Raw genomic sequence first — 21,406 nt, forward strand, 5'->3', positions numbered from 1 at the left:
TGTAAATTATTTAATGAAAAACTTCTATATTTTATTAGTGAGCGCCTTAAAATACATATAAGTTACTATTTTTTATTATATCATTTATTATATATAAAAAAATTTTCTATGCATTATAAAAAAGGTACTGCTATACACTAGCAATACCCTACTCATATTCTTTAGAAATCTTTTTAATATTACTATAATAAGTAAACATTAAAGGAACAGCCGCAGCTATCCAAGCAATTGGGTCTGCTAAACATATCCCTGTAAATCCAATGAATTTAGGCAATATAAATGCAACTACACTTCTTGCAGCTAATTCATAGAACCCTGCCATCATTGGTACAAATGACTCTCCCATTCCCTGTAAAACATTTCTGTACACAAATATAAATCCCAGAAATATCATAAATACAGCTGAATAGTTTAATACTTCTTGAGTATATCCAATTATCTCAGCACTTGGATTCTCTATAAATAACATTACAAAATACTTACTAAATAAAACTAAAATAGCACCTGCTATTAAACTTGTTATTATAGAAATTTTATTCATTACTTTAACACCTTTTTTAATACGGTCAAATCTCTTTGCCCCTAGGTTTTGACCAGCATAAGTCGCTATTGTAACTCCAAATGATATTAATGGTTGCATCACTAATTGAAGAACTTTAGACGCAGCTGTGTATGAGGCTATTACATTTGATCCAAACACATTTACTGCACCTTGAACTATAATTATACCAACTCCTGTAACTGAGAACTGTAATCCCATTGGTATAGCTATTTTTAGATGCGTTTTATAGTAATCTTTTTCTACCTTAAAATCTTCTTTTTTAAGCCTTAACACTTGATACTTTCTATAACTATAAATTAAACATAACATTGCAGAAAGCCCTTGGGATATATTTGTAGCATATGCTGCTCCTGCAACTCCTAGTTTGAATTTTACAATAAACACTAAATCCAAAATTATATTAATTATTGAAGATATAATTAGGAAGTATAGTGGTGTTTTGCTATCTCCTAATGCTCTTAATATCCCTGCTGCCATATTATAAGCTATTTGAGTTGAGATACCTATATATATTATAGTTATATATGTGTTTGCATCCTCAAATATATTTTTTGGAGTATTCATAAGATCTAGCAACGGTCTTTTTAATATTAAAGCAATCACTGTAATTATAATAGCTGAAATTAGTGTTAGTGTGATATTACTTGCTACAGATTTTCTAATTTCTGTTTCATTCTTGGCTCCGAATTTTTGAGATACTAATACTGAAAATCCACTAGTAAGTCCTATTACCATACCATTTACTAAAAAGAACATTGAACCTGTAGAACCAACTGCCGCTAGTGCATCGACCCCTACAAATCTACCAACTATTATAGTGTCAACCATACTGTATAATTGCTGGAATATATTCCCTATTAACAATGGTATTGAAAACCAAATAAAAATCTTTAAAGGATTACCCTTTGTCATATCATTAGTCATAAATCACCTCTCTGATAATGTTTTTGTCCTATGGCCAAATATGTAATATGTCTATCATTTGTTCAATGATTCCATTTTTCCAACTTTTATAAAGGCCTATACCAAAAAATATTAATCCAACTATCATTAATGTTATACCTAAAGCTGAACCTGTGCTATCTTTAAACGCAAAGTGAAAGCAAATCATCCCTAATCCTATAAATGATAAACATGGTATTATCTTCTTCATTAAAAATTTCCTCCAATCTCTATATCCTAAATATAAATTTATACTAGGTTATAATAAATCTATATTTTATTATAGCATTAATAAAAATATAGTCTACACAGCTACTTAAATATAGTTTTATTTTTCGGTATTTTAACGAAATTATGTAAATATTCATATTTATAACTATACATTAAATTTATTTAAGGTTGCATTAGGCAAAGCACACAAAAAGAAGCATAGATGGGCAAGTATCTTATGAAAGTGCCCTCTATGCTTAAAAGGAGTATAAATTTGTTTGTAAATTGAGTTTATCTGAAAATCTAAAATTTAATATTTTAGAATCTTATCAGCTTATCCTAAGAACATTTTTAAATCATCTTCAACATTAGTTATTCCACCAATTCCAAAGTTTTCAACTAAAACATTAGCTACATTAGGTGATAAGAATGCTGGTAATGTTGGTCCTAGGTGAATATTTTTTACACCTAAGTATAATAGTGATAATAATACTATTACTGCTTTTTGTTCATACCAAGCTATGTTAAATGCTATTGGTAATTCATTTATATCTTGTAGTTCAAATACTTCTTTTAATTTAAGTGCAATAAGTGCTAAAGAGTAAGAGTCATTACATTGACCTGCATCTAATACTCTAGGTATTCCGTTTATATCACCTAAATTTAATTTATTGTATTTATATTTTGCACATCCTGCTGTAAGTATTACAGTGTCTTTTGGTAGAGCCTTAGCAAAATCAGTATAGTAGTTTCTTGATTTAGCTCTTCCATCACATCCAGCCATTACAAAGAATTTCTTTATAGCCCCAGTTTTAACTGCATCTACAACTGCGTCAGCTAGTGCAAATACTTGATTGTGCGCAAATCCTCCTACTATTTCTCCTGTTTCTATTTCTGTAGGTGGTTGACAAGTTTTAGCCTGTTTTATTATTTCTGAGAAGTCTTTGTTATCTTCACTCTCACCTTTTATATGCTTAACTCCTGCATATCCAGCTGCTCCTGTAGTGTATATTCTGTTTTTGTAACTATCTTTTGGTGGTACTATACAGTTTGTAGTCATTAATATTGGACCATTGAAACTTTCAAACTCTTCTTTTTGTTTCCACCAAGCATTTCCATAGTTTCCTGCAAAATGAGAATATTTCTTAAATGCTGGGTAATAATGAGCTGGTAACATTTCTGAGTGAGTATATACATCAACTCCAGTACCTTCTGTTTGTTTTAATAATAACTCTAAGTCTTTTAAGTCATGTCCTGATACAAGTATTCCAGGATTCTTTCTTACACCGATATTAACCTTAGTTATTTCTGGGTGTCCATAAGTTCCTGTGTTTGCACTGTCAAGTAGAGCCATTCCATCTACCCCTACTTTACCAGTTTCTAGAGTTAATGCTATTAATTCATCTATAGTTAAACTATCATCTAATGTTTTAGCTAAAGTTGACTGCATAAATGCATTTACATCCTCACTATCATAACCTAACGCATTTGCATGCTTCATATATGCAGATAAACCTTTTAATCCATATATTATTAATTCTCTTAAACTTCTTACATCTTCATCTTTCGTTGCCAATACTCCAACTTTAGTTGATTTTTCATCTAATAAACTATCTATATCAGTCTTTACTTCCTCTTTTCCACTTCCTAATATAGCATCCTTTATTTTACTTAAAATACCTACCTTTACATCCATTTCTGCATTTGAAGTTGCATTCCATAATGCCGCTTCTGGTAAGTCTGCCTTGTTAGTTAATTTTGATAATAATTGTTCTTTAGTTGCTAAAGTTTCTTTAACTCTTGCATAAAATACTGCATCATCAAAGTTTGCATTTGTTATAGTAGTAAACAAGTTTATAGTTATTAGGTGGTTAACTTCTGCACCTACTCTTTTGCCTTCTGCTCTAAGTCTTGTTGTTACTTCTGATAATCCTTTAGTTGTATATATTAATAGGTCTTGCATTCTCGCTAAATCTGGTGATTTTCCACATACCCCAAATTTAGTACATCCTGTGCAACCTGCTGTTTCTTGACATTGATAACAAAACATTGTATTCTCCATTTTTATTCCTCCAAATTTTAAATGTTTATTTTATATACACATTATATTGTATAATTTTTCTTTAATCCGTAACCTAGGTTACCAAGTTATATAATACTCTATTTATTTTTAAATGTATATTTATCTATATATATTTACTTTCTAATTTTTCTAATATAGATAGGTATTTACTCTTAGATTCCACGTTTTCTTCTTCAAAATCTTCACACTCTTTGTTTATAGTGTCTAAGATTTCATGATTTAATTGTTTTTCTGCAAATTTATATATAACCTTATCTTCCTTATCAATATGTCTTTCTAGTAAATGTGTGTAAGATACTGCGTTAGCTATTACATCTAATTTAGCTTCTTCATCCCCTGCTTTTAATCTATCCAAAGCTGAACGTAGCTCGATCATATGCAACCTACCTAAGTCATGTTCTACTAACATCCCATTTTTTACAATTCTCTCTGCAAGATCTCCTAAGTTTTCTACCATCTTACTAAAAAGTATCTCCTCTTCTTTTTTGTGATGATGAGAATCTGCATAATTTGATATAAAGTCAATTATTAAATCAAAATCATCGTAGTTTGGTTCTTTACCTTGTAATACATCAAAACTTACTTTTCTAACTACTTTCAGCATACGTTTTATATATTTATGTTCTTCATTCATTATCTCTATAGCTCTCATATCTACTCTCCTTATCAACTATATTAATTCCTCTATCTAATTTAATTTTTTATTTTGTTTTATAATGTGTATTTTATATACCCTTTTTATTTTTTAATTATTCATTATTTGCTGTTTCTGTATCTAGAGTATACAATATATATTCTTTGATTTATGTAACCTACGTTACAAACTAAAAAAACCTTAAAGTAGAATATACATATTTTTGTATCTACTTTAAGGTTTTTTTTAGAATCTTATCTTAGTTGAAATTTATATAAATAGTATTCCTCTTCCCACTGAATCACTACATATAGGTCCTTGTATCATTCCACAGAAACAATTATTTCCTGACTTAACAGCAACATATACATCGCCTATTTCATAGCAATCATCTAATGTGAACTCAAAAGTGCCTGTAGTAAAACTGCTCTCAATATTCCACTTTGCTTGTTTTAATACAACAGGTTCACTACTTCCTACAAAGCATCCATCCTCGTTATTTATATTAAAACAGTTTCCTAGTCCTTGACCCGTGTTTGGATCTTCAACTATTGCCTGTGGTGTAGAACTTTCCACTTCAGCATCCTCACATATCTGCAAGGCCCAACTACTAATATCTTGCCCATCTAACTCTGTCACAGTGTATATCCATGTCTGTTGTCCATTTTCACAATCAACACTATCAAGAGTTATTTCGTATACTCCTCCAAGTATAACACTATCTATTTGTCTATACATTTAAAAGCACTCCTTCATTGTAATTTTGTACAATCTGACCATCCTAAATCGTCTATTATAACATTTAAATCATTCTGACTTAGATTTGGTTTATATGATATAATCACACTTTTTATTCCTTCTATTGGCATATTCTCAGGCAGTGGTAAAGTATATTTAAAAGGTATGTCATCAAATCTACAATTATCTTTTTTGCCTGATAAATAAAAAATCCATTTGTTATTGTCTGTGAAACTCATTTTGGAGTAATATTTTTCTATAAGTTTAAAATAATTATTATCAGGAGTAAATATAAACAAGCCATTACTATCAACTACATTAGATTTATCTTCGTATAAAGCTACTTGTATAAATTTAATACATACTCTAAGAATAAAAGTATTTATTAACATAAAAAAGCTACTTGTAAGGTTATTTAAAATATTAATTAAGTCGCAAAGATCAATAGCTGGAAATCCTTTATCCAATTTAGTAGCATATTTTTTTATATCTACTCCATCTTTAATAATTAATTTTGAAATATTGCTAATAGTTATTTTTGTAAGTATTAATAAAAACTTATTTAAACGAAATACTTTGAGCTTTATCTTTTTTTTATTTAATGTTTTATCAATTTTATACACCAAGGTTTTTGCGAAAGTATTTATATTATCCTTGTTACTTGTTTCTCTTAATAGTTCCATTATAGTTTTATACGGTAATCCCTCTATTGGTGAAATTTGAGGAGTAATTAAATAATCTGGTGACTTTTTTCCTATACCAAGTTCATAAATAGTTTCAATCATATTCATATAACATGAATCGAGTAACAAAATATCTACTTTTTTACCCGTTTTTTCTGTAGCTTTATTAATAGCAACATTTACTCCATTAACACTCATTATTTGCGGACATTTCAATGTGTAATCTGGCAATATACCCATAAATCCTGCGCCATGACCTGCAAGAATCAACATAATATGTTTTGATGGAAACCTTTTAGTCCCCCATATTATAAAATCATTTAACGTACTTGGGTCTGCCATATTTACATCTCCTAAATCATCTAAAACTACTGATTGAAAATTTCTACTTTGTGGTGTATCTGGCTCCTCTTTAACTAAATAACGTCTTACACCACTCCAATCACCATCGATATCAGTTCTCCTAAATAAATTTGGACGTACAGTTTTAACTAATTCATACGGCGCCCTAGCTAATTGGACAATTACATTTGCATTGGTACCAGTTCCAATTCTTTCCATATCTAAAAGTGATTTACTAATTTCTGGTTCTAAATCACTGTTTCCATTCGCATATATCAGTACTGTCCAAAGCTTGTCTTTAGAAGAATTATTTTTCAAAACATTCACCTTCTAAAACAAAAGCAGGAAATTTTTTCCTGCTTCTATTTGTATATTTATTATTTTTTTATTCTGCACCATTACAACTACAAGTACATGGGGCTTCTTCACAGAAATCTCCATTACAGCTACAGCAGCAATATGCTTGAACTTCATATTCTACACTTTCTTCTTCTGGAAGAGGAACACATACACTGTATTCTCCATCACTATTAGTTATACCAACGTAATTATTTCCATCATTATCAGTTACCACTACAATAGAACCTGCAACTGAACTATCCTCGTTACTTGCACATAAAACTGTACCTCTCAAAATAGTAGCATTAATTTCTTTCATTAATATATAAAGATCATCAACTGGTGTTATAATATTATTACAGCAACATGTCCCATTTTCACTTGGTGCAACAGTTACATTTACAGGTGTTTGTAGCACTTGCCCTATACAACTCATATTTATTCCTCCCTTTAATTTTTAAGAAGAAACTTATTGTTTTCTTCCTAATTTTATATTATGTTCTTAGTAGAATTTTGTTACTATTTGTAGTTTTTTATCTTTTCATATTTTTATCTATATCTATATTTAAATCTACAAATACATCACCAGGTTTTATAGGAACTTCTTTTTTAAATACTTGTTTTTTTCCTTTAATTAATTCTGAAAGCTCTTTTTGAGATACTTTAGAAGATTTTAACTTAGTGCTATTTAAATTTTCCATATTGTTCTTATTATTAACTTTCTTATTATTTGGTTTTACTTGTGTTTTTTTATTTTTTTTTTTTATTATTTTGTTTATTAGACTGATTTATTTCATTGTGAAGTACTTCTTGTTCTTTGCGAATTTCTTCTACAAAAATATTCATCGACTTTAGATGTTTCTTAAACAAAACAATTAATACGCTTGCTAAAACCACTAAAATTACACTGATTAATAAAAACATAACATTATTTGGCATGATTTAAAATATCCTTTCTTTTAATATATTTATTAGAGACAAACTCCTAGTAACTATATTATTAAATTATCTCGAATAATGTTATTAAATGTCTAATAAATAAGTCCATTTAAATTTATGCAAATAAAAACGACGCTACTGAATTACTCAGTACCGTCGTTTTTACATTTTATACAAATTATCTTAAAATATTATATATTACAATGACCTACTATTTCATAGTCGTTAGGAACATTGTAATCTTTATTGATACTATCCATACTCCACTTTAAGTCAAACATAGTTGTATCTATTATTAGACCGAAGTAAAGCATAGCTATTCCAACCTCTATACTTCTTTCATAAGAACTAGTAAAGTCATCTTTTTTCACTACTAGTATAACCTTTGCACCATCTATTATAAATCTCCATGGCTGTCTATTAAGTGTTGATGGAGCCATTCTAGCATAGCTAAATGCATCGAAAAGACCTCTTTCCTCTAATTCAGTTACAGTAACATTTTGACCCCACTCGTTCATGTATACTATTTCTTCTACACCTAATCTATCTGATCCACCCTTATTTTTTGTATTCTTATTGTCTTCATAACCTAATGCTATAATAGCAGTAACTTCTTTATCTGATAAAATACCTAACTTTTCTTTTATAACATCACTATCTTTAAATGTTATCCAACAAGAATCAATTCCTAAATCTCTTGCCTTTAGTATCAATCTTTCTCCAACATAACCACTATTTTCAATGTAGTTATCTTTAACATCTGATAATATAACAGCATAACTAGGTGCTTTTATCATATATCCATTGTATCCTGATATCTTGTCTAGCTTTTCATATACATCTTCATTATTAAATATTTCTAATTCTACATCTATTTCAGGCAATAACTTTTTAGAATTTTTTATGTAGTTTTCTATTTCACTAAAATATTTTTCTTCTATTGCCTTGTTTTTAAACTCTCTTACTGATTTTCCATTTGATATTAGTTTTTTATAATCCATATATATCCCCCACTTTAATTTATTATTTTTTATCTTTATATCCTATTTATACCCAATTTGTAGTCTATCTAATTATTTTTTAATTTATTTTTCTATATTTCTATATAATGTATAATTTATTTTAATATAACAAAACTACTAAAAATAATCAAGTACACACTAGACAATTATTATATTTAAAAAAGTGATAACATTGTCATATAATAACAAGGTTATCACTTTCTAATTTTGCTCTATTAATTTATACAAATAGGTTTAGTCCAGAATCTTCAGTTGCTCCTAGGTATGAAGCAACCCCTCCTATTTCAACACCATCTATAAATTCTTCTGCCTTTATTCCCATTAAATCCATACTCATAGCACAAGCTACAACTTTTACACCCATATCTATAGCGTTTTTCATTAAAGTATCTAAGTCATCTACATTATGTTTTTTCATTATTTGATTTATCATTTTAGGTCCCATTCCACCCATATTCATTTGGGATAATGGAAGTTTGCCAGTATGAGATGGCAACATTACATCAAACATTTTTTCCATAGTATCTTTATTTGTCTTTGGTCTATCTTTTCTTTTTAGTATGTTAAGTCCCCAGAATGTAAAGAACATAGTTACTTCTTTGCCCATAGATGCAGCTCCTGTTGCTATTATAAATGATGCTATAGCTTTGTCTAGGTCTCCACTAAATACTACTAATGTGGCTCCGTCTTTTTCTTTTTGACTTATTGAGCATCCTGGATTAGTAAGTACGTTATTACTTCCCTTTCTTATAAAGGCAACAAATGATTTTTGTGCTTTGTCAAATTCAGCCTTTATCAAGGAGTTTCCTGTCTTTTCACACCAAGCTTTTATATCCTTTGAAAAACCAGGATCACTTGCTTTTACTTCTAATACTTGTCCCTCTTGCATTTTATTCATCTCTTCAAATACTCTTCTTATTGGACCCGGGCACTGAAGTCCACAAGCATCTAAACTAACGTGTGCATTTATTTCAGTTATATCTAAATCTTCTAGTTCCATGTTGTTACTAGGCTCTGTTGTTGAGATACTACTAGTTTTTTTGTTTTGGTTAGCTAAATTTTCCTCTGCTCTTTTTACAAATTGATAAGTTTTAACTCCACCATCTATATTTTTGCACTTAAATCCATGTTGTTCTAATAATCTACAAGCAACATATCCTCTAAGTCCAACCTGACATGTAGCATATAATTCCTTGTCTTTTGGAATTTCATCTAATCTATCTCTTAACTGCCCTAGAGGTATATTTATAGTGTTTGGCATCATACCAGTAACTAATTCAAATTCTTCTCTTACATCTATTATTACTCCGCCATTGTTTGTTACATCATCAACCTCATGCCACTGAATAGTTTCTACCATATCTTCTAGTATATTTGATGCATAATATCCTAGCATATTTACTGGATCTTTAGCTGAATTGTACGGTGGAGCATAACAAGTTTCTACATCTGGTAAATCGAATACAGTAAGTCCTCCTTTTATAGCCGTAGCTAAAACATCTATACGTTTTTCAACTCCATCTATACCAACGCCTTGTGCTCCGAATATTTTCCCTGTTTTAGGGTCAAATGTCATTTTTAAAGATATTGGGAATGATCCTGGATAATATCCAGCATGTGAACCTGGATGTATATGAACTACCTTGTATTCTACTCCAAGTCTCTTTAAAGTTTTTTCATTATTTCCTGTAGTTGCAACTGTATAATCAAATACTTTTGCAACAGATGAACCTAAAGTACCTTTATATTTTACATTTCTTTTGCATATATTATCTGCAACTATTCTTCCCTGTCTGTTGGCAGGCCAAGCTAAAGGTATCATTGTCGGCTTTTTGTTTACAAAATCTATTATTTCTACTGCATCACCTAATGCGTATATACTCTCATCAGAAGTTTTCATGTAGTCATCTACTACTATTGCTCCTCTTTCATTTAACTTAAGACCAGCCTCTTTAGCTATAGTAGTTTCTGGTCTTACACCGATAGATAAGATTATCATATCCGTTTCTATTTCTTTTCCACTATTTAATATTACTTTTTTACCATTGTCAGAAAAGGCACTTACTCCATCTTTTAGTATTAACTCTACACCTTTGTCTATTAAATGATCATGAACTATGCTGGCCATCTCTATATCAAGAGGCGCCATAACTTGATCTCCTGCTTCTACTAAAGTAAGCTTTATATCTCTATCCCAAAGGTTTTCAGCCATTTCAAGACCTATAAATCCTCCACCTACGACTACTGCATGTTTTGGTTTTTTATTATCTACATACTCTTTTATTTTATCTGTATCAGGTATATTTCTTAATGTAAATAAGTTGTCGCATTCTTTTATTCCTTTAATAGGTGGCTTTATAGGACTCGCCCCTGGAGATAAAACTAATACATCATAAGTTTCCTCATACTCATTGTTATTTCTATGATCTTTAACAGTTATTTTTTTTGAATCTTTATCTATCTTTATTACTTCACTTAACGTTCTTATGTCTAGATTAAATTTTGAACTCATAGCTTCTACTGTTTGAACTATTAGCTTTTCTCTTTCATTTATAGTCCCTCCTATATAATAAGGAAGACCACAGTTTGCAAAAGATATATACTCCCCTTTTTCAAACATTACTATTTCCATATTTTCATCTAATCTTCTAAGTCTAGCGGCAGTTGATGCTCCACCTGCAACTCCACCTATTATTACAACCTTTTTAGACATGATTTTTTTCTCCTCTCCAATACTTAGTTCTATATTTTAAAATAACAATTTATCCATTAATTTATTCATTCTTATAGGTAAATTAATTATTTAATAATTAATTTATTAACGTAATTGTATTATATTTCTAAAAATACTTCTGTGACTTTGTCACATAAAGGTAAAAAACCTTGAGCTAATTGCTCAAGGTTACATCTCTTCTGATATTTTATATATTTTTTGTCTATCTTTTTCATTTAAGGTTTTGTACGTTATACCCGCTATCATCCATATTCCTATTATATCTAATCCAAGTCTAATTAGGGTAAATTTCCACCCTAAGGAAGAAGCTTCAAATAAAAGTAGTGGTATTTTTGTAGTTGACCAAGCGCCTATAAATATCAATACATTGTAAAAACTAGCTCCTTTTTTAAGTAAAGTTCCTGCAATAGGAAAGGCTGCGTATAATGGACCAGCTGCAGCCGAACCCAGTAAAAATGCTATCAATACTCCTACTATTCCAGAACTATCTCCCATGTATTTTATCATTTTCTCTCTTGGTACCCATACATCAAGCAATCCCAATAATATAAATATTGGCGGTATAATCTTAATCATTTCATACACATTATTCATTGTAATATCTGTAGCCTGCTGACCCTTTGACGGTATAAATACATTCATAAGCACTAATACCAAAACCATAATTATAGATACTCTATATTTTTTTATTGTATTTTTCATTATAAAACCACCCCCATAACAATTGCTACTACTAGTGAGAAAATAAATGCCAATGAATTTCTAAGTATAGTTGCCTTTTTTCCCCAATACTTTAATTCAAGTGGTATAGTAACTATCCCAACCATCATAAGAGTTGATATAAATGCAGCTATTTGTCCTGTACCTGCCCCATTTTCCATCAGTGCCTTAGCAAGTGGGAATGCAATAAATGCAGGAATAAGTGTTATAGACCCTATTATAGATGATATTAGTACTCCTATAGATCCACTTCCTTCACCTATAAGTTTTGATATCGCCTCTGCATCTAATATTACAAGTATTATACCTATTAACACTATTATTGTTATAAATTGTGGTAACATATTTTCAAATGATTTCCATGCTTTTTTTAAAGCCATTTTAGTTTTCTTTTTATCTTTAACTAATGAAACTATTAAAAGTATTATAGCTAATATATATATTATATTACTAAACATTCTCTGCCCTCCTTATTTTGTATTATTAAATTATAACTGTTAATTTAATTTTATTCTGTAACTTTATCACTATTTTTAAAAAAATACCCCAAAATAATTAAAATTATTTTGGGGTATTTATTTTGAACTATTTATTATTGTCTACAAGCACCTTTTCCTTGACCTCTATTATTTTGTCTTTCTTGTCTATATGTTTGTCTTTCTTCTCTTCTCTTTTTCATTTGAGCTTTAAAGTCCTCGTCCATATACTTGTGTACTTTATCCTGAATTTTGTAATACTCGTTTAATTGTTCTTCAGTTAAATTTGAACACATATCATTTTTATTTCTTTCTCTAAAGTTATTGTTTTGTTGAGAAACTACAGCTGTATTGTCTAAATTTGCATTGTCTGCATTAGCATTTGCTGTAAATAACCCTGTTCCTAATAAAGATACTATTCCTAACGCTAATAAAGATTTTTTCATTGATATTACCTCCTGATAATTTATTTGTTTGTTTATATTTATTATAGGAGGCCAATGTCACACCAATGTTACAAAATAAAACTTTTTAATTTAATCCAAAATTCCACGCCATTTTCTTTATTTTCTACTCCGTATTTTCCATCATGAAGAGTTATTATCTCCCTTACAATAGATAGTCCCAATCCTACTCTATTATCACTTGAACTTCTTGCTTTATCTAATCTAACAAAAGAGTACCATATTTTTTTAAAATCATTTTCATTTATATTTTCACCTGTATTATATATACCTATATAAACATCATCATTTAGTAATTTAGTATATATTTTTATTTCACCTTGCTTAAAAGTATGATTTATTGCGTTGTCAATCAGATTATTAAAAACTTGCTCTAATCTTATCTTATCTCCTAATATATAAATTTTTTGTAGGTTTAAATTTATATCTATTAGTTTTTCACTTAATATAAATTCATGTTTTTTAACTACAGACCTTATTAAACCTTCTAAATCTACCTTTCCTTTGGTTATTTTAAAAGTATTAGATTCTAATTTGTATAAATCTAGTAAGTCATTTACCATTAATCCCATCTTTTTACTTTCTTCAAATATGACATCTATATAGTACTGCTTATCTTCCTCATTGTTTAAAATATCACTTCTAAGACCTTCTGCATATCCATTTATAACTGTTATAGGAGTTTTGAGTTCATGAGAAACACTAGACACAAATTCTCTCCTTAGTTTTTCTTGTTTTATTTTGTTGTCTATAAGTATTTCTAGTTCTTCATTTTTAACCTTTAAATCATCCATAGAGTTTTTTACTTTTAAAGACAATGTATTTATACTATTTCCTAATGTCTCAATTTCATCATTTGTATGTATATTAACTTTTTCATCAAAATTTAAATTGGATATCTTATTGCTTATATGGGTAAGTTGTCTTATTGGTTTTGTGAATTTATCGGAAAACCATATCGCCATAAATATACTAAGTATCGTTATAGGAACAAATATTATAAGTAAAAAATTTGATGCTGTAGCAACGCTATTTTTTATTGCACTTATAGGAGTTCTACATACTATCGAATATAAATTATCATATGTTAAAGTTATTGTTGCTAAAAATTCTATTTTTTTTGACTTATCTTCAATAATATATGATTCTAGATTTCTGCTAACTTTATATTCACCCTTTATTGATAGCCTATTTTTCCTATACATATTACCTTTAGCATTTATATTGTTTGCATGATTACCCATTGGGATATTTCCATTAGTAAAAATTAATAGATCATCTTTATCGTATACATCTACACTAATATTTTCGCTTTCACTATATGTCGGTATATACTTATCTAATTCAGACGCCCCAGTTTGAATTAGAGTATTAGAAATTTTTTCACCAAATTCGCTTAATTCTTTACTAGTATGTTTTATATAAAAATTCTCAAATCCAAATCTAAAAACTAATATCCCCACTAATATCATAGAGTTTATTAATATAATGCCTGTAAGTAATTTATTTTTTATAGACCTCAAGTTATTTTCCTCCAAATTTATATCCAAACCCTCTAATAGTTTTTAGTAAATGTGATTTAGATCCTAATTTATTTCTCAATCTATTTATATGGGTATCTAATGTTCTCGTATCTCCTAGATAATCATAACCCCACACCAAATCTAATAAGTTGTCTCTTTCAAATAATCTTCCTTGGTTTTTTATAAATAAAACTATCAAATCATACTCTTTGGGTTTTAGTTCAATCTCCTCACTACCAATTTTCATTAGTTTAGTATCTAGGTTAACAGATATATCTTCATAAATTAGTATGTTCTTATCTATTAACTCATTATCTGAACTTTCCACTCTTTTTAATAAATTTTTTATTCTAGCAACTAAAAGCTTCGGATTAAATGGTTTAGATATATATTCATCTGCCCCTATATCAAACCCAAACAATTCGTCTAAATCACTATCTTTAGCAGTTAGTATAAGTATCGGTATATTTGATTTAGCTCGTATTTCTCTACATACATGCCATCCATCATATACAGGCATCATTATATCTAATACTACTAGAGATATTTCCTCTCTATCAAATATATCTAAAGCCTCTTGTCCATCTTTTGCTGTAAATACATTATAATTTTCCCTTTTTAGAAAATCTGATATCAACCTCAATATTCTCAAATCATCTTCTGCCACTAATATATTTATCATCCTACTTATAAAACCCCTCCCTCTTAACTTTCTAGTCTTTAATTTAACTTAATAATACGTTTCTTAATATACTTAATTTAATATCCTATCTTTATATTTTAATATAATATCCTGGATATATTATAGTTAAAATACTTTTTTTGCTGTAACCTAATCACATAAATTTTTATAATTTTAAAAGTATTGAAACTTAATTCATGCGTAAAAAGGGAAAATAAAACTCCCTTGAGCATATTTTCCCTTTTATATTTTATATTTATTTTTAATTTTTTACTGTTTTATTATTTTACATTTTTACTGTTTTATTATTTTACATTTTTACTGTTTTTTGGTATTTTTATTTCCTGAAGTTTGATTTCCTTTAAGTAAATCCCTTATCTCTTCTAACAGAGCAATATCTTCTGGTTTTTTAGGATCACCCTTTAAGCTGACAGCTTGCCCTTCTCTTAGTCTGTTCACTACTTTTACAAATGCAAATAATACCGCTGTCACTAAAATCAAGTTTATAATATTATCAATAAACCTTCCAATTAATATCCCTGAGTTATTCGCACCTATATTGATTGTATATTCCTTATAGTTTATGTCACCAACGATTAAACTTAAGATTGGCATAATTACATCTGATACAGCAGATGATATAAACTTTGAAAAAGTATTACCAATTACAACCCCTATCGCTAAGTCTATAACCTTTCCTCTCATAGCAAAGTTCTTAAATTCTTCGAAAATTTTCTTCACTGTTTAAGACCTCCTCTATTGTTGATTGATGTAGGTATTATTATTTGCTAATATATAAATTTTATTTACTGCAAGGATTCTTATTTTATATTTTCAAAAACAAAATTAAAATTTTTCTTAATTTTATTGACTTATCCCTTTTGATGGAATATACTGTTAATAATTTAAATAAAAAATACTATGAAATAGAATTGGAGGGTAATTATGAATACTTTAATAAACAAACAAGCACGATTTAGTTTTTATAGCCAATTTATATAGGGTTTGTACCAAGTTATAAATTTGATTAATTTTAACATGGATGCAAGCCCCTTATGACTTACGATAATTCGGGATTGTATCTGTGTTGGCTATATTGTTTATAAGAGGTTATTTATAATTACCATTTATAAGGTCACACAGATTATACTGTGTGGCCTTTTTGTATTCAAAATCATGCCACACGAGTCATATTGTGTGGCTTTTTTGCATCCAAAATAATTCTTATGTATAAAAAAAATTTTAAGGGAGTGTTTAATATGACATTAAAAAATAAGATGATGAGTTTAATTTTAGTAGGAGCAGTTGGACTTTCTTTGCTTACAGCCTGTTCTAAAAATAGTAATACTGATATAAAAACAATAGGGATTACTCAATTAGTAGAACATCCCTCTTTAGATAAAGCGAGAAATGGTTTTATAAAAGCTCTAGAGGATAAAGGGTACAAAGACGGCGAAAATATAAAAATTGACTACCAGAATGCCCAAAACGATATGCTGACAACTCAAACAATAGCAAATAAATTTGTATCTGATAAAAAAGATTTAATATATGCTGTGTCAACTCCATCTGCCCAAGCAGCTTATAATTCAACTAAAGATATTCCTATTTTAATAACTGCCGTTACTGATCCAGTTGCCGCTGGATTGGTAAAATCTCTAGATAAACCAGAAGGAAACTTATCTGGTACATCTGATTATATATCTCTAGACAAGAATTTAGAATTAATTAAAACTCTTGTTCCAAAGGCCAAAACTATTGGTGTTTTATATAGTACAAGTGAAGTAAACTCCAAAATACAAGTGGAGATGCTAAAAAAATATGCATCTAAAAACAATTATAAAGTTGTAGAAAAAGGCATTTCATCTTCAAATGAGATCAATCAAGCAATCTCTAGCTTATCAAAGAATATAGATGTTTTATATGTTCCAACAGATAATTTAATTGTCTCTTCAATGCCAATTGTTTCTAAAATCGCTACTGATAATAAAATCCCAGTAATTGCCTCTGAAGATGGATCAGTTAAATCTGGAGCTCTTGCATGCCAAGGTATAGATTATGAAAAGTTAGGTTATAAGACTGGAGAAATCGCAGTTAAAGTTTTAAATGGAGAAAAAGTATCTAATATACCAATAAGTACATTAGATGATACTCAGATAATAATTAATGAAGATGTCTTAAATCTACTTTCTATGAAAAAACCCAATGATAAGGATATAGTTTATATAAAATCCGAAAAAAATTAATCATAAAAAAACTGACCTCCTTATATGTTAGAATTTTAGGTCTAACATATGGGGTCAGTTTATATTTCTAATTTTTTTTACTAATGCTTTTTACCTATTTTACATGCGACAACTTCGCTGTCAATATCTTTAGATATTATATCTGAATATATATCTCTGTGCTTTTTAAACCAAGAGTTGGCATATGAACATGTAGCTGTAGCTATAAGACCCTTTTCTCTTAGATACTCAGCAACTACACTCATCATTTTACCTGCTACACCTTGTCCTCTTAAAGCTGGGTTAACATAGGTATGATCAATATCTACCTCTCCATTTTCTTTTAAAACGTAAGTTGCCTCAGCCATCAATTCATTTTTTTCGTCTATACTATATATTCGTCCTTCTTCATATTTCCAATCCATATTGTCCTCCTATCTTAGATAAAAGCATTTATCTTATCCAGTTTATTTTCAAAGTATAATTTGATGATTCTATTATACAATAAACCACTTATTTTTGAAACTTGTTATAAAATATAAACATTAAGCATATCAAATTATCTAAGTATATAAATCAAACCTTAGGTATATTAATTAAATCCTAGGTATATTAATTAAACCCTAGGTATATTAATTAAACCCTAGAAATATTATATATCTTATTATAAATTTTATAACACTTATTTAAAAAGTTTATAATTCTTCACTATCAAATAAAAGCTTACTATCAAAATATTTAGCCTGTTCATTTTTTAATTTAAATTGACCAATAAGCTCCTTTAGTATCTGAGCCTGACTTGACAACTCTTCACTTGCAGCTGCACTTTCTTCAGAAGTTGCTGAATTGGTTTGAACAACTACAGATATTTGTTCTACACCTACGTTTACTTGATTTATATCATCTGCTTGTTCACTACTTGCATCAGCAATTTCTTGTATTACCTCAGCCGATCTATGTGAACTATAAACAACTTCTTCAAGTGCCTTTGCAGTTTCTGAAACAATTCTTGTACCACTTTCTATTGCTAAAAGAGATTTCTCAATTAATTGTGCAGTATCTTTTGCACTTTGTGCAGATTTCTCAGCAAGGCTTCTAACTTCATCAGCAACAACTGCAAATCCTTTTCCAGATTCACCAGCACGTGCCGCTTCTACAGCTGCATTTAATGCCAATATATTTGTCTGGAATGCTATCTCATCAATATTTTTTATTATATGACCGATTTTGTTAGATGTACTATTGATTTCATCCATAGCAATAATCATTTCTTTCATATGCTCTTTTCCTCTGTCTGTTGCAATACTAGATTCTTCTGCTATGTTTTTTGCTCTTTCTGCATTCTCTGCTGTATGTTGTATATGTGATGAAATAAGGAAATCACTCTTATCTACTTTTATACCTATACCCCATCCGTTACTGTTCTTTACTGGTGCATATCCAACAAAATAAAAGAGCATCAACATAAAGCTGCTAATACTCTTATATAAAAGATTAATTTATGCAACTGGCTAACTTTTAAAAAAGTCCCTCTAGCTTTGCGTCGCCGAATCACTTCGGGTTTGCTAATTAAATTTTATAATTTAAATTACATTTCATTTTAACATTTATAATTGTTTTTGTAAATATTTAGCATATTTTCTAAATTTATGTGATATTAAAATAATATCACTCCAAAAGTGGTACAAAATCGCATCGAGTTTAATACAATAAACTATACTAGCTAAATCACAGGGGGTGACTTAATGCAATCAATAGTAGAAGTTAAGAATCTTACCAAGAACTTCTACAACAAGGAAGGTGAAATAGAAGTTTTAAAAGACATCAGTTTTTCATTAAACGAAGGTGAAATTTTAACACTCCTTGGACCATCTGGAAGTGGTAAGTCTACTATACTTAACGTATTAGCAAATCTCTTGCAACCAACATCCGGTGATGTAAGAGTTGACAAGAATATAGGTTATATGTTTCAAAAAGATCAATTACTTGAATGGAGGAATATTATAGATAATATAACTATAGGCTTAGAAATTCAAAATAAAAAAAATGAAGAAACAATAAATAGGATAGAAAAGTTATTGAAAACTTATGGATTATGGGATTTTAGAAATATGTATCCAAAAGAGTTATCAGGTGGTATGAGACAAAGAGTTGCTCTTATTCGTACTCTTTCAGTTAACCCAGATATACTTCTTTTAGATGAACCTTTCTCTGCCCTAGATTACCAAACTAGAATTTTAGTAAGTGATGATGTGTATAGGATTATTAGAAATGAAAATAAATCGGCTATTCTTGTGACTCACGATATATCAGAAGCCATTAGTATGTCTGATAAAGTGGCAATTCTAAGTCACAGACCTGCCACTGTTAAAAATATGTATGATATAAATCTTAAAATGGCTGGGGAAAAAACTCCTCTTAAAGCTCGTAAAGTTCCTGAATTCCAAACTTACTTTGACATCTTATGGAAGGAGCTGAACAGTAGTGAGAATTAATAAAGACTCTGAAGGCTATTCAAATTATATTAAAGAAAGCAAAAGATACAAAAGAAATATACTTGTGTCCCAACTTTTAATTTTTGTAGGCTTTATATTTCTATGGGAAATTTTAGCCAATCTAAACATCATAGATACATTTTTATTTAGTAAGCCGAGCGATATATTTAAATTATTTTTACAATATAGTGAGAACGGACAGTTATTTAAACATATAGGGGTATCTATTTATGAAACTGTACTAGGTCTAGTAATCGGTACTATTCTTGGTATATTAGTAGCTATTATGCTATGGTGGTCAGAAAAACTTTCTAAAATTCTGGATCCATTTTTAGTTGTTTTAAATGCACTTCCTAAAACTGCTTTAGCTCCTATTATTATAGTTTGGGTTGGAGCAGGTATTAAGGGAATTGTTGTAACTGCTGTTACAATTTCAGTAGTAGTTACTATATTGTCTGCATACAACTACTTTATAAGTGTAGATGAAGAAAAAGTGAAGATGCTTAGAAGCTTTGGAGCTACTAAGTCTCAAGTATTGTTTAAACTTATTTTACCAGCAAATATTGCAAATCTTATAAATCTTACTAAGATTAATATAGGTATGGCATGGGTCGGTGTTATTGTAGGGGAATTTTTAGTTTCAAGAAACGGAATCGGATATTTGATAGTTTACGGTAGCCAGGTTTTTAGACTTGACCTAGTTATGATGGGTGTATTTGTTCTTGCGGTTTGTGCATGGCTAATGTATGCTATTGTTAATATAATTGAAAAAATATATAATTCTAGATAATAAAAATGTGTATATCCTATTTTGTGGGGTATACACATTTCTTCATTTTTTAAAAGTTATCTCAGCTACCATAGTTTTCTTTTAATTTTATATAGTACTTATTTATGTTTAACCCATTATTTAATCAATTACATATCTTTCCTGAAAACATCATTTTGATATATGGCCAAGTTCTATTTTATATCACATAGTTAATATAAAACTGTTATCTTACGACTGACTACCAGTAATCAGTTGTACTTTAAATACCACATAGTTAATATAAAACCATTAGTGAGCAACCCAGACCTGTTGCAGTCCCTGCTTTAAATACCACATAGTTAATATAAAACTTATTTGTTTTTTGTTGCCCGAACTTGGCAAAATAAACTTTAAATACCACATAGTTAATATAAAACCTTTTTAATTAAATCTAGTTTATGTTTTGTGTTATCATCTCTTTAAATACCACATAGTTAATATAAAACTATTGAAATCTATTCTTTTCTTCTTCCGTTAAGTCCTCCTTTAAATACCACATAGTTAATATAAAACTCTTCTTGCCCTGTACTTGTTATTTTAGCTAGTAAACTTTAAATACCACATAGTTAATATAAAACTACTGTAAGACTAGACCAAAAGCTTTTATTAACAAACTTTAAATACCACATAGTTAATATAAAACTAAAGGATTTACTAATTGAATATAAAATATATAAATGACTTTAAATACCACATAGTTAATATAAAACGGAAACAAAACAACAAGTATAGGGAACAACTAAATGGCTTTAAATACCACATAGTTAATATAAAACGCAATA

Annotated in this window: 21 protein-coding genes, 1 CRISPR repeat array and 1 riboswitch; of the genes, 3 read left to right on the top strand and 18 right to left on the bottom strand. The window is 29.0% G+C overall.

Annotated features, from left to right (window positions below):
- Window positions 1–148: 148 nt before the first annotated feature.
- The 16 genes from BUB34_RS02775 to mscL form a co-directional block, all read right to left on the bottom strand.
- Window positions 149–1,486, bottom strand: coding sequence for an MATE family efflux transporter (locus BUB34_RS02775; RefSeq protein WP_073124009.1), 1,338 nt, complete (start codon window positions 1,484–1,486; stop codon window positions 149–151).
- Between the two features lie 28 nt (window positions 1,487–1,514).
- Entirely contained in the window at window positions 1,515–1,715 is a 201-nt protein-coding gene (locus BUB34_RS02780) for a hypothetical protein (RefSeq protein ID WP_073124011.1), read from the bottom strand.
- Window positions 1,716–2,048: 333 nt separating this feature from the next.
- Window positions 2,049–3,776 carry a hydroxylamine reductase gene (gene hcp, locus BUB34_RS02785; RefSeq protein ID WP_073124013.1) on the bottom strand — a complete coding sequence of 576 codons (1,728 nt, stop codon included), beginning with the start codon at window positions 3,774–3,776 and terminating at the stop codon, window positions 2,049–2,051.
- Between the two features lie 124 nt (window positions 3,777–3,900).
- Window positions 3,901–4,449, bottom strand: a complete 549-nt coding sequence (locus BUB34_RS02790; protein WP_073124015.1) for a hemerythrin domain-containing protein — start codon at window positions 4,447–4,449, stop codon at window positions 3,901–3,903.
- 252 nt (window positions 4,450–4,701) lie between these two features.
- Window positions 4,702–5,169 carry a hypothetical protein gene (locus tag BUB34_RS02795; RefSeq protein WP_073124017.1) on the bottom strand — a complete coding sequence of 156 codons (468 nt, stop codon included), beginning with the start codon at window positions 5,167–5,169 and terminating at the stop codon, window positions 4,702–4,704.
- A gap of 14 nt (window positions 5,170–5,183) precedes the next feature.
- Window positions 5,184–6,512: a clostripain-related cysteine peptidase gene (locus BUB34_RS02800; RefSeq protein ID WP_073124019.1), complete on the bottom strand. Its 1,329-nt coding sequence runs from the start codon at window positions 6,510–6,512 to the stop codon at window positions 5,184–5,186.
- Between the two features lie 67 nt (window positions 6,513–6,579).
- Window positions 6,580–6,969 carry a carboxypeptidase regulatory-like domain-containing protein gene (locus BUB34_RS02805; protein ID WP_073124021.1) on the bottom strand — a complete coding sequence of 130 codons (390 nt, stop codon included), beginning with the start codon at window positions 6,967–6,969 and terminating at the stop codon, window positions 6,580–6,582.
- A gap of 97 nt (window positions 6,970–7,066) precedes the next feature.
- Window positions 7,067–7,234, bottom strand: a complete 168-nt coding sequence (locus BUB34_RS13195; RefSeq protein ID WP_159430047.1) for a hypothetical protein — start codon at window positions 7,232–7,234, stop codon at window positions 7,067–7,069.
- Between the two features lie 429 nt (window positions 7,235–7,663).
- Window positions 7,664–8,473, bottom strand: coding sequence for a nitroreductase family protein (locus tag BUB34_RS02815; RefSeq protein ID WP_073124025.1), 810 nt, complete (start codon window positions 8,471–8,473; stop codon window positions 7,664–7,666).
- 241 nt (window positions 8,474–8,714) lie between these two features.
- Window positions 8,715–11,207: a CoA-disulfide reductase gene (locus BUB34_RS02820; RefSeq protein WP_073124027.1), complete on the bottom strand. Its 2,493-nt coding sequence runs from the start codon at window positions 11,205–11,207 to the stop codon at window positions 8,715–8,717.
- A 189-nt stretch (window positions 11,208–11,396) separates the two neighbouring features.
- Window positions 11,397–11,930, bottom strand: coding sequence for a permease (locus tag BUB34_RS02825; protein ID WP_073124029.1), 534 nt, complete (start codon window positions 11,928–11,930; stop codon window positions 11,397–11,399).
- The gene (locus BUB34_RS02830) at window positions 11,930–12,406 is read right to left on the bottom strand and encodes a permease (protein ID WP_073124031.1); all 477 of its coding nucleotides are present in this window, start codon (window positions 12,404–12,406) and stop codon (window positions 11,930–11,932) included. The genes BUB34_RS02825 and BUB34_RS02830 overlap by 1 nt, the downstream gene beginning before the upstream one ends.
- A 134-nt stretch (window positions 12,407–12,540) precedes the next feature.
- Window positions 12,541–12,870 carry a hypothetical protein gene (locus BUB34_RS02835; protein WP_073124033.1) on the bottom strand — a complete coding sequence of 110 codons (330 nt, stop codon included), beginning with the start codon at window positions 12,868–12,870 and terminating at the stop codon, window positions 12,541–12,543.
- A 68-nt stretch (window positions 12,871–12,938) separates the two neighbouring features.
- Window positions 12,939–14,411, bottom strand: coding sequence for a sensor histidine kinase (locus BUB34_RS02840; RefSeq protein ID WP_073124035.1), 1,473 nt, complete (start codon window positions 14,409–14,411; stop codon window positions 12,939–12,941).
- A gap of 1 nt (window position 14,412) precedes the next feature.
- Window positions 14,413–15,093, bottom strand: coding sequence for a response regulator transcription factor (locus BUB34_RS02845; protein ID WP_073124037.1), 681 nt, complete (start codon window positions 15,091–15,093; stop codon window positions 14,413–14,415).
- Between the two features lie 318 nt (window positions 15,094–15,411).
- Entirely contained in the window at window positions 15,412–15,834 is a 423-nt protein-coding gene (mscL, locus tag BUB34_RS02850; RefSeq protein WP_084120121.1) for a large conductance mechanosensitive channel protein MscL, read from the bottom strand.
- 518 nt (window positions 15,835–16,352) lie between these two features.
- Here mscL and BUB34_RS02855 point away from each other — a divergent pair.
- Window positions 16,353–17,339: an ABC transporter substrate-binding protein gene (locus BUB34_RS02855; RefSeq protein ID WP_073124039.1), complete on the top strand. Its 987-nt coding sequence runs from the start codon at window positions 16,353–16,355 to the stop codon at window positions 17,337–17,339.
- 80 nt (window positions 17,340–17,419) lie between these two features.
- Here BUB34_RS02855 and BUB34_RS02860 read toward each other — a convergent pair whose 3' ends face one another.
- Both BUB34_RS02860 and BUB34_RS02865 read right to left on the bottom strand, forming a co-directional pair.
- Window positions 17,420–17,743, bottom strand: a complete 324-nt coding sequence (locus tag BUB34_RS02860) for a GNAT family N-acetyltransferase (RefSeq protein ID WP_073124041.1) — start codon at window positions 17,741–17,743, stop codon at window positions 17,420–17,422.
- Between the two features lie 270 nt (window positions 17,744–18,013).
- Entirely contained in the window at window positions 18,014–18,778 is a 765-nt protein-coding gene (locus BUB34_RS02865; RefSeq protein WP_330392734.1) for a methyl-accepting chemotaxis protein, read from the bottom strand.
- Window positions 18,779–18,817: 39 nt separating this feature from the next.
- Window positions 18,818–18,895: riboswitch (cyclic di-GMP riboswitch) on the bottom strand.
- Between the two features lie 168 nt (window positions 18,896–19,063).
- Here BUB34_RS02865 and BUB34_RS02870 point away from each other — a divergent pair.
- On the top strand, window positions 19,064–19,813 hold the full coding sequence (locus tag BUB34_RS02870; protein WP_073124046.1) for an ABC transporter ATP-binding protein: 750 nt from the start codon (window positions 19,064–19,066) through the stop codon (window positions 19,811–19,813).
- Complete coding sequence (locus BUB34_RS02875; RefSeq protein WP_073124048.1) at window positions 19,803–20,603, top strand: ABC transporter permease; 801 nt, start codon at window positions 19,803–19,805, stop codon at window positions 20,601–20,603. Before BUB34_RS02870 ends, BUB34_RS02875 begins: the two co-directional genes overlap by 11 nt.
- Window positions 20,604–20,777: 174 nt before the next feature.
- A CRISPR array of direct repeats spans window positions 20,778–21,400; the repeat unit is 29 nt; unit sequence CTTTAAATACCACATAGTTAATATAAAAC.
- Window positions 21,401–21,406 lie beyond the last annotated feature (6 nt).

It is taken from the genome of Asaccharospora irregularis DSM 2635 (genome assembly GCF_900129815.1).
Classification (GTDB): domain Bacteria; phylum Bacillota; class Clostridia; order Peptostreptococcales; family Peptostreptococcaceae; genus Asaccharospora; species Asaccharospora irregularis.